The organism is Micromonospora sp. NPDC050276, assembly GCF_044459545.1.
GTDB lineage: Bacteria > Actinomycetota > Actinomycetes > Mycobacteriales > Micromonosporaceae > Micromonospora.
In genome coordinates this window covers 154213-164211 of sequence record NZ_JBITJA010000013.1, presented here as the reverse complement: position 1 = coordinate 164211, position 9999 = coordinate 154213, and the positions used below count along the sequence as shown (strand labels likewise).

Here is a 9999-nt window from a genome sequence, read left to right as displayed (position 1 = left end):
GGGCCCGGGGGCACGCGCTGCTCCGGATAGGTGCGTGGTTGCTCGCCGGGGCGCTCGTTCTCGGGGCGGCGGTGTTCGCGTATCCACCGCCGCAGCGAGGTGCTCACCCAGGATTCGCTCGGTCTCTGCCTGCGACAGGAACAGCAGGTACGGGTACGCGGTGCCGGACAGACCCAAGTCGAACAGCGGCACTGCCCGCGCCCCGCCCCCGTGCGTGCAGACACAGCCGCACCGCGCGGTTCCCGACGGCCACCATCTCGTCAGTCACCCCGAGACTGGCGAGGACCTCCAGGGTGCGGGGCTGAATCGCCAGGGCCCGGGACTCGTGAACCCGGTCGAGAGCCCGATCCACCACCCGCACCTGCACACCCAAGGCGGCCAACTGCCCGGCCATGGCGAGTCCGGTCGGCCCCGCCCCGACCACCAGAACCTCGACCGCGCTCACCGGACATCGACCCTTCGAGCGCCGACGGTCGGGGCCGGTGCCTTGTGCGGACCGGCCGAGGCCCTGAACACGATCACGTACTCAATGCCGACCATCCAGATCCCCTGGTTCGACGTGCGACTGACCCGTCTCGACCCGACGGTAGCCCCGTATCGCCAACTGCATCAGCCGCTCACCCGGTACGAAGCGGCGACTGGGGTCAGCTGCTGAGGGCCTGCGGGCTCTCTTACCAGCGGCTGCTCTACGCCACGGCGCGATCCTCACCAACCCGTCCGCGACACCGGCCGGCTACGCAAACGCCGCCGCACCGGCGTCGCCCTCACCGACGAAATCTCCCCAAGAAAAAGATCCAGGGCCAGCCGGGCAGTTGGTGATCAGGCCGCCGAGCAGGACACCCAGTGCCGCGCCGCCACCGAGTGCGTACCAGACGCCGAGGGCTTTGTTGCGTTCGTCGCATGCTGGAAGACATCACGCACCACCTGCGGCGCAAGCGTCGCAGGTGTAGTTGGCGCATCCGTCGCGGTCGGCCGGCGTGGCCAGCACGGCGATGGTGTGGCCGCTGTGGCCGCTGTCGGGTCGCATCGACACAGGGGCGTGGCCGAGGCTGTGCATGGCGGCCAGCCCGATGAGGGTGCAAGCCAGCAGCACGAGCCGGACCAGGTGTCCGGTTCGTGCTGCTGGGTCGGTCATGCGTTCCACGCAACGTGCCGCCGTCTGCTGGTCCCGGCCGATACCTGTTGACGGCTCGGGGGCGGCATCTCAGCCCTCCTCGGGTGGGTTGTGCACGTTCTGGAGTCCGGCGAGCGTGGCCAAGGCCTCGCGCGCCAAGTCATCGAGCCGCTGGGCCTGCGCTCTGCGTCGCGCAGCGTGCTCCTCGAGCGCCGCACGCGCCTCTTTCAACGCTTCCCTGAGAGCCGCGTTAACAGCCGAAGCGCCGTGTCTCAGCGCCCACCGCGAATCGATGGTGCAACCCTGTAATCCGCCAGGGGCCAGGGTGATCGAGACAGCGCGTTCACCGTCCCAACCCGTCGCCGTCACGGGCGGCGCAGCGGCCTGCTCCCGCGTCGCCTTGAGCGCTCTGAGCGCTTCCTCGGTCAGCGTCAACGGGTCGCGTGGACTACCGAACGGTCGAGCCTGCTCCAACGCAGGCAGTCCTGCGCGCTCCAGCTCCTCCACTCGCGTCGCTTCAGCTCGAGACCGCCAGGTGTCAAAGTCGAAGGACTCCGACCACGCCCGCATCGTCTGAGCAGCTACCTCACGGAATAGGCGAAGTATCAAGGAACCCAGTTCCTCGGGTGCAACGTGCCGCTGCCAACCGGTCCAGACCTCGATGCGTGACGGTAGGCCGTCCGGGTCGATCACAACAGCGACGCAGCCACGCGGATCGGTCCCGCGCCCTTCGCTAGGCTGAGGCTGGGACTGCATCGCCACTTGCAGGCTCAGGGCGTGCGCTTGGATTTGCTGAAGGCGGGCAAGGAACTCCTCGCTCATGCGACCATCACCGCCTCAACCGCGACGCCCGAACAGGACTCGGCCCGCGCATGAGCAGCCATCCAATGACCGCCGTCGCGACGGCGGAGTGCGCGAGAAGTACCGCGAAGACAACCCAAGTGCCACTCATGCCGAAGCCGAGCGCCAGCACGGCAAGGAGTCCCGAGGCGATGCCTAACAGCACCGCTACGATTCGACAAAGAGCAGCCGTAGCCCCAACCCTTCTCAGCGCAACTGCCGTCAGCACAAACACCAAGGCGAAGATCACCACCGCCTGCGAGCCCGCCACGCCGAATGCCGCTTCGGAGGCCACATCAGGAAAGGAGGAGACCGCTAGCGCGACAACCGGAAGTTCGAACACCGGCCCGAGAGACCAGAGCAGGAAACCCGTGCGACTCCTACCGCCCTTACTAGGGAGCGCAGATGACTCCAATTGGTCCCCCGTTCCAACCGATGACCGGCAATCCGCACAAGGCGATAGGCCAATCACTCTCCGTGGTACGCCAGCCTGCCGCAACCCATCGACCTCACGCAACCCCACTAGGGTCTGCCCGGATGATCTTGCAGACGGACCCGGGTCAGGTCTGTTGGCGAACGACCCAGCCGACCTGTTCGCCGCATGGCTGCCGAGCGGGTTATCGCTCGCCGGTCAGGAGGCGCAGGTGTTGAGCATTGTTTGTAAGGCCGACTTCTCCGACGACTGCAGGGTCAGACCCCAGCTGTACTTCACGGTGATCCACACTTTGCTGTAGGTGCACCGGTACGACGACAAGGAAGTTTGCCAGGTCGATCGGTCCTGGTCACCCTTGGACTGGTTGACGTTGTCCGTCACCGGCGGGATGTCGCCGCGCAGGAGCTGTCGACCACGACAGAGGTGCCATCGCGCTTGAGAACCTGCTCACGGGTGTTGCAGCTACCACTGATCGTGATCCAGTGCGGAATGAGGTCCCGGGAGTAGCCGCTGGTCGAGCTTTGGGCGGCCACGGTCAGAGCGTTGAGCTGCGACTGTACTGTCGCCTTCGACGGAACCCCGGGGAGGCGTGGCCAGGGCCGGCCGCGTACCCACAGCGGCCAGGCTAGTCCCCGCGAGGGCGGCGGCGCGATGCATGACATGTGAGCCGGAGGCACAGAGGATGAGCTCGCCATGAATGGCAGCCTTTCGCCAGGGGGTGGGCGGCAACCATCCCTGACGATCATGTCCATCGAAGGTAACCCCCGTGAAGGAACTCCGCCTGTTCAGTGAGCAGCCACGTACGCTGTTCGACGTGCCGACCATTCGCCTCGACGTCAGGTGTCGAGCGTGCGATGCCAGCCAGCGGGTTCACCTAGACGGGGCGATGGTCGTCTTGAAAGTTTACGCAATCCTGTACCCCCTGCTGCAATGTGAGCACTTCGGATTCACGACCCGACAGGATCTCGACGATCTGCGCGTGAAGGTGGGCAACTTTGCGCGCCGGCGCTCCCGCCACCGCCGGGAACCGTTCGTACCTTCCGGGATGTTCGAGGGTCGGAAGTGCCTCCTTGTCACGTGTTCCTTTGACTGCCAGTGCGGCGCTCGTCGGCAGGCCCAGAATGGCGGTGGCACCCGGCCGCGTACAGTCGGTGATCCTCGACGCCCTCGGCGGGCAGGTGACCGACAGACGGTTGCAGACGCGACCAGGCCGCGTACGGCCAGTGCAGCAAGTCATAGTCGGGGCTGTGGTCTCGGCGCCACCAGTGTCGCAATGGAGACCGGCCGTCTACGGCCGGTGCAGCCCGAAACTCGTCCTTCAGGCCGAAGATGAACCGCGCGTCGCAATGGAGACCGGCCACGTACGGCCGGTGCAGCGGTGGGTACGCCCGAACTGACCCCACCGGGTGTGGGGGTCGCAATGGAGACCGGCCACGTACGGCCGGTGCAGCCCTAATGAGCTGGGCATCTGCCAGCACGACAAGAGGCAGACAGAGCAACCACTAGCCACTATCGACCTATACGCCCGTTTTATCGCCTCGGAAACCTACGCTCCTTCATCGCCCACCGAAGCTTCCTAGATCAAGTGGAAAAGTCACTGTGTCGAGTTCTCAAGGAACATGACCGGCTCCGCCGACCACTCGTAGTCTGGCATCTGCCCCATCGGTTCGGGCCTGAGCGCGGGTGGGCCCGACTCGACCGGCCGGGCGCACTCGCGCGGATGGTCGTAGCGCCGGTACGTGATGGGCTGCCCGTTGCGGTACCGCAGCAACTGACCTGCCCCCGTCGGATGCTGCTCCTCGGCATAACAGCTCATGTCGTAATGGAGGCCAGCCGCGATCAGCTGACGCTGGGTATCGGTGAGCACTGGCTTTGGACGGCCGGTGCCGTTGCCGCAATGGGGGCCAGCCGGCGAGCGGTTGGCGCTAGATTTGCGCATCTTCGAAACTGAGCCCGAGGCGGCACCGCCGCAATGGAGGGCCGGCCGCGAATGGCTGGCGCTGGAGTTCACGGCCAGCTGAAACCCTCGGGTAGAGGCGATTGAACTGGCCTGGCAGAGGGTTTGGGTGGATCCGAAGTAGTTCGCGCTTGGGATCCTGACGCTCGGGGTTGGTTCACCTGGGGTCCCGAACTTGGGTCGGTGGGCTTGGGCCGTTGTTCGGTTGACAAGTGACCGTCGGAAGCGGGAAGGAGCCTTGGCTCGTCGTGACGAGCTGCATGCCTGTAAGGGCGCTGTTCTTGGTGCCGCTGGGTTCGGCATCGGTTCAGGTGTTCAGGGGTGCGGGTGTCAGAGTGCCTGCGGACTTGGGGGTTGGGATGCGGGTGGCGGCGGCCATGGTGAAGACGCCGAGTGCTGGCCATGCGCCGCGAGGTGCTGCGGCCTGGGTCGAGTTAGAAATCGGGCGGAGGTCGGGGTGTTCGAGGAGCGCCGCGATGGCGTGGGTGTCGAGGGGTAGGCACCAGAGAGGCCAAGCCATGATGGCTTGCTTGGTGCCCGCTAGGTGGTGCCAGCAGGTGGCTTGAACGGTGGTGCCGGTTCCGGTGAGACGAAGCAGCGGCAGGGCCATGATGGCGAGCCACGTGGCTCCCGGAACTCCTGCTGGGGTGGAGAGTCCGGTGGGGTGGTCGGCGGCGCTGCGCAGGGCGCGGTGGTCGAGGGATTCGCCGGTATAGCCGTCAACGCGTCGCCAGCCGCTGAGGGCTTCCCGGAGGTGGCGGTGAGGGTCGGTACGAACGTGGTCGAGTGGTTTGGTGAACATGCCTCGCAGGCTCTGCTGGCCGACGGGGGCGTTGTAGGGGGTGAGTCCGACTCTGCCGTCCGAGTCCACGGCGAGGTCGGTGGTGAGGACGGAGGCCCAGCGGTGAGATGGCGAACGTCGATCGCCATCGCCGAGGGCCGAAGTGACAGCACGATATTGGCCTCGTGGCGGTCGCGCCGGGTCTTTCCCACGCCCGTCTTTGCCCTTGGGGAACGCCGCCGGCGTATCGGGGATGACGCCGTCGTCGGGGATGGACGCGACCGCACTGGCGAGTTGGTTGACGACCTCGTCGATGGTGTCCAGCTCGCTGTGCAGAGTGGCGGTGGCGGTGGTCTCGTCGAATGACAGGCGCGGATTGAGGCGCGCGCTGTCGGTCAAGAGGCGCAGGACGCCGAGGGCGGTGAGGAAGCCGAGGGGGTCACGGCCGTCTAGGGCGGGCAGATGCAGCGTTCTTGTCATTCGGGTTGTTCCTCGTCTCGGGTGGAGCACCAGATGTCGGCGAGTCGGAGAATGGATTCGAGCAGCGCGAGTCCCCACCGCCCGTAGGTGGTATTGAGGTGGGCGAATCGGGCTGGGGATTCCCAGTCGAGGGTGTCGGCGCTGTCGAGGGTCGGTAGGCCAGGCACGTCGATCTTGACTGGTTGCGGGTCGGTGATGGGTGGTAGGAGGGGTCGGCTGCGGCCGTGGTGGCTGGCGATGAGGTGCACGACGAGCGCAGTGTCCACCGGTTGTGGGTGGTCGGTGAGGCGGTGCGCGGCGATGCGGGCGGACAGGGCTTCGTGGCGCATGCCGGGTGGGTAGGCGGCTGCGGCCCGGGCGCGTCGGGCTTCGGCCCGGTTCGCGGGGTCGATGCCGGATTTGGCGAGCGGTTGGATAGCGAGTTCTGCGGCGGCGCGGCGTCCGGCGAACAGCATGGTTTGGAAGCGGGGGTCGCGTTTGCCGTCGTCGTGCCAGCGGCCGGCGGCCCACACGCTCGCCACCACATGGTCGGGTAGGCCGAGGTTGGTGGCGATCTGCGCGGCGCGGGCGGCGACGGCGCGCTGATGTGGGTCGAGGCCGATGCGTCTGCCGGGGTAGGCGGTGCTCGAGCTGCCGGTTTCGGAGTCGTCGTCGGCGCCGCTGGTGGTGGATGCGGACAGCAGGACGGGGAACGGCGGCGTCCAGGCGGTGCCGGTGCCCGGGTTGAGTTGCCGGGTCGGAGTCACGGTGATGGTGCTGGTCAGCAGCCGGGTGATGATGTGGTGCAGGGGTTCTGCGTCCGGGATCGCTTCGGCGAGGTAGCGCAACGCATCTCGATAGGTGTCGGCCCGCAGTGGGGTGGGTTGGTCTGCGGCCACCGTGAGCACGTTGTCGAGACGGCCGCGACGTTCGCTGAGCAGCGGTTCGGTGTGCTCGGCGTCCGTTGTGACGGTGCTCCTCCTGGCGTAGGCGGTTAGCTGGTGCAGGTGCGCCCCGATCCGCAGGACGGGCTTCCCGCGACGGGACGCGAGGTCGGCCACGTCGACGACCGGTTGGGTGCTGCTGGGGTTCCAGCCGTACTGGTCGCAGCCGCCGTAGTCGGCCGGCACGACGATGGTGTCACCGGGGCGGATCTGATCAGGGGTGACGAGTGCGGTGTCCCCGCGCCGGTGGTACCGCGGGGCCAGACGTGCCTCGCCGCGCCGCTGGGTGACGATGCCTCGACGTGGGCTGGCCGGCGGTGGTTCGGCGATGTCGATGTCCGCGACCGCGGTGGGTTCATCGGCGGGGTTGTTGGTCAACCATCGGCGTAGTTCGCGCAGCGGGATGTCGATGGCCTCGTCGGCGACAGGCGGGACGAAGTCGATGACGGTGGGCCATTGGTCGGAGGCGCCAGGGGCGAATCCGGTGCGCCAGATGACGGTGACGGGTGCGGGGTTGTCGGCGATGCCGTGCAGGAACGGTGCGATGGGCGGGTCAGGGTGGGGCGTGGGTGAGGTGCGGGTCCACGCGTCGAGGGTGGCTTCGTTCAATACCGGCACATAGGGCCGTTGCCCGGCGGTGGTGTCGGCGGGCGCGGCGGCGGCCAGCTCCCGCAGGGCCGCCGGGGAGGCGTTGATGCCGGGACCTGCGTCGTCGAGATCGGCGGGGGTGACGGCGTCGGTGTGGGTGGTGAGCCACTGCCAGGTGGCCAGCCGGGCTGGACCGTAGACCGGGTCATCGGCGGTGACGGTGCTGTCGTGCACGACGTAGGCGGGGGCAGGGACTTCGTGTCGGCCGAGCCGGTTGAGCCTGCCCAGGCGCTGGATCAGCGCTGGCAGCGACGCGGACTCGGTGACCAGGGCGTCGAGGTCAATGTTCGCGCCGACCTCAATGGTCTGCGTGGCCACGATGACGAAAGGCCGCCAGTCGGCGGGGTCCCGGCCGGCGCGGATCCGCTCGTAGTGCCGGTCCAGGAGGATGTCCCGGTCGATGGGGCGGATCCGGCCGGTCAGCAGAATCGCCTCCACCTGCCCGTCGATGCGGTCAAAGACGGAGCGGGCCTGCCCGACGGTGTTCGTCACCACCCCGACTACACCCCCACCTCGGGTGAGGCGGAGGGCAAGGTCAGCCATCACCTCGCCCGGGTCAACGGCACCCTTGCGGCGCCCTGGTGCCACGTTGACGAGGCGGAGTCGTTTCCGGGCTCGCAACCGCCGCCCGGCGACCGGGTGCGTCTCGTCGGCCGCACTGATGCCATGAACAACACCACCAGGACCGCCGTCGGTGGTGGCGGACATGGTGACCAGCGCGGGCCGACGGACCGTTGACCACGTGTCGAGGGCCAGGGCGTCGGTGACGGTGGTGTGGAACGCGTCGGCGAGGTGCGCCTCGTCAACGATGATGAGGCTGTCGGTGCCGACCAACGCCGCATCGATGCTGCGGCCATGCTCACTCACACCGTAGCCACGGAACAACAGCCGACTACCGACTTGGTCCACAGTCCCCGTCACGATCGCGAACCGGTCAGGCCGTTCCAACCAGATCCGGTCCCACGTGACGCCGCCACGCATCCGCGTGACCGTCAACACCTCGCCCTCATCGTCACCAGGCGCGCGGAGCACCTGCGCCACCTGCCCGAGCACCCCGCCCGTGGCGGCGGCCAACGCGGAACGCAGCTTCATGGCGTGTTCGTGGGCCTCGTCGACGACCAAGCGCCGGTCGACGACGAAGAACATCCGCCGGCGGGCCAAATCCGGACGCAGCGCCGCGACGAACACCGCCACATCCAGCACCGACGTCTTCCCCAACCCGGTCGGCACATCAATGACATCCGGCCACCGGTCATCCCGCAGGATCCGATCCAGCAGTGCCCGCTGCCACGGAAACGGCGTCCGCCTGACAGCAGACGTCCCCTCCGCGCCCAGGGAGGGGGATGCCCCGTCGTGCACGTCGGCAACAAAGGCCGCGAAATCGTCAGCGCTCAGCACGAGACACCTCCGGAACGAGCACGCCACAACCCAGATACCGCAACGCGCCAGCGATCACCGGTCCCCGCACCGGCACCGGGAACCGCACCCGACAATGCAGCATCGGCCGCCGGTCCCGCCCCGCCGGGATCGTGCCCCGCCGAGGCGCCGTCACCGCCCCACGCACCACGGGCCCTTCCAACACCGTCACCGACTCGGGCTCCGGGAACCCCGCCGTGACGAACGCCGCCGCCAACAGCTCATCCGCCTTACCGCGCCGTCCCGGGTACCGGTCCAACATCACTGGCGTCGCCGTCACCCACCGCCGCAGCCCGGCGGGTCCGCCCGTCCACCGGTCCGGGCGCACTCCCCACCCCGTCGGCGGTTGCGCCGGATCTTCCAAGCGGATCCCGACGGACCCGTGGCCCCGCAACTCGCGGATCGGGTCCTCTCCATCCGCGCCGAGCAGACCCCGCAGCACCGCCAGCCGATCCTTCCGATCCAGGTCGCCAGGGATTGCCACCGCCACGCCCAGCAGGTGCCCGTCCGCGTGTCGGTGACCGACGTCCAGCAATGGCAGAAACGCCAGATGGGCGCGGCCGTCGGCGCCGTGTCCGCTGGCCTGCGCCGGGACCGGGTCCGCGATCCGGGAGATCACCGCCCGACGCGCCACCTCGGCCACGCTCAGCAGCCGATCCCCGCCGATCGGCACACCACCACGGGCCACCGGCCACACCACCAACTCCCCGTATGGGCCAGCCACCGACGGCACCGGCGGCTCCTCGACCAATACGTCGTCAGCGGCATATGCGACCGCGCGGGACATCTCCCACGCCCGCTGCCCCCGCTCATACGCCTCCCGCAGATCCTGCAAATAGCCCGGATACGGCACCCGCAACGCCACCGAACCCCGCGTACCGATCGGGACCGGCCGGTGCGTCATCCACGACCCCCGGCACACCACCTCTTCGTCGCTGACCTCGACCTGCGCCGACGACGTCGACCGCCCCACGTAGGGCACCCGCCGCGCCAACCGGCTCAACCGCCACAACACCCCATCCTCGGCGGTCGCTTGCGGCCACACGAACGCCACCCGATCATCTGGCGGCAACCCACCCGCGCGGCTGGACTCCCGAGCCGTCCGACCCGGCCACACCATGCTCCCCGGCTTCCTGCTGGTCGCGTTCGTCACCACGAAACCCGTCCGCCGCGACGCCACCACCCGCTCAACCGGGGAGGCCAACACCAGAGGCGGCCCCGCCGCCTCCAGCCACCGCAACGCCGCGTCATCAGCCTGAAAGCTCGGCGCCCCGGTCTCGTGTTCCGCCGAGGCCACCAAGGCGCAGAACAACCGCGCTGGATGCGGGGGCCACTCCACCTGATCCGCCGCAGACGCCGCGTCGTACCGGCCCTCCCGCAGCCGCATCGTGATAGTCAACGCCACCG

At 68.3% G+C, this 9999-nt stretch carries 8 protein-coding genes and 1 pseudogene; all 9 read right to left on the bottom strand.

Going from position 1 to position 9999, the window contains the following annotated elements; genetic code table 11:
- Positions 1-103: 103 nt before the first annotated feature.
- A complete protein-coding gene (locus ACIBF8_RS25675) occupies positions 104-424 on the bottom strand; it encodes an FAD-dependent monooxygenase (RefSeq protein ID WP_396786254.1) in 321 nt (106 codons plus the stop codon).
- Between the two features lie 489 nt (positions 425-913).
- Positions 914-1135: a hypothetical protein gene (locus tag ACIBF8_RS25670; protein ID WP_396786230.1), complete on the bottom strand. Its 222-nt coding sequence runs from the start codon at positions 1133-1135 to the stop codon at positions 914-916.
- Between the two features lie 69 nt (positions 1136-1204).
- Complete coding sequence (locus ACIBF8_RS25665; RefSeq protein WP_396786228.1) at positions 1205-1936, bottom strand: hypothetical protein; 732 nt, start codon at positions 1934-1936, stop codon at positions 1205-1207.
- Positions 1937-1943: 7 nt separating this feature from the next.
- A complete protein-coding gene (locus tag ACIBF8_RS25660; RefSeq protein WP_396786226.1) occupies positions 1944-2297 on the bottom strand; it encodes a hypothetical protein in 354 nt (117 codons plus the stop codon).
- A 288-nt stretch (positions 2298-2585) separates the two neighbouring features.
- Positions 2586-3044 (bottom strand): annotated as a pseudogene (locus ACIBF8_RS25655) (hypothetical protein).
- Positions 3045-3981: 937 nt separating this feature from the next.
- On the bottom strand, positions 3982-4398 hold the full coding sequence (locus ACIBF8_RS25650) for a hypothetical protein (protein WP_396786224.1): 417 nt from the start codon (positions 4396-4398) through the stop codon (positions 3982-3984).
- Positions 4399-4651: 253 nt separating this feature from the next.
- Positions 4652-5605 (bottom strand): hypothetical protein, encoded by a 954-nt coding sequence (locus ACIBF8_RS25645; RefSeq protein ID WP_396786222.1) that lies wholly within the window; start codon positions 5603-5605, stop codon positions 4652-4654.
- A complete protein-coding gene (cas3u, locus tag ACIBF8_RS25640; protein ID WP_396786220.1) occupies positions 5602-8574 on the bottom strand; it encodes a type I-U CRISPR-associated helicase/endonuclease Cas3 in 2973 nt (990 codons plus the stop codon). Before cas3u ends, ACIBF8_RS25645 begins: the two co-directional genes overlap by 4 nt.
- Positions 8561-9997 (bottom strand): type I-U CRISPR-associated protein Csb2, encoded by a 1437-nt coding sequence (csb2, locus tag ACIBF8_RS25635; protein ID WP_396786218.1) that lies wholly within the window; start codon positions 9995-9997, stop codon positions 8561-8563. The genes cas3u and csb2 overlap by 14 nt, the downstream gene beginning before the upstream one ends.
- Between the last annotated feature and the right edge of the window lie 2 nt (positions 9998-9999).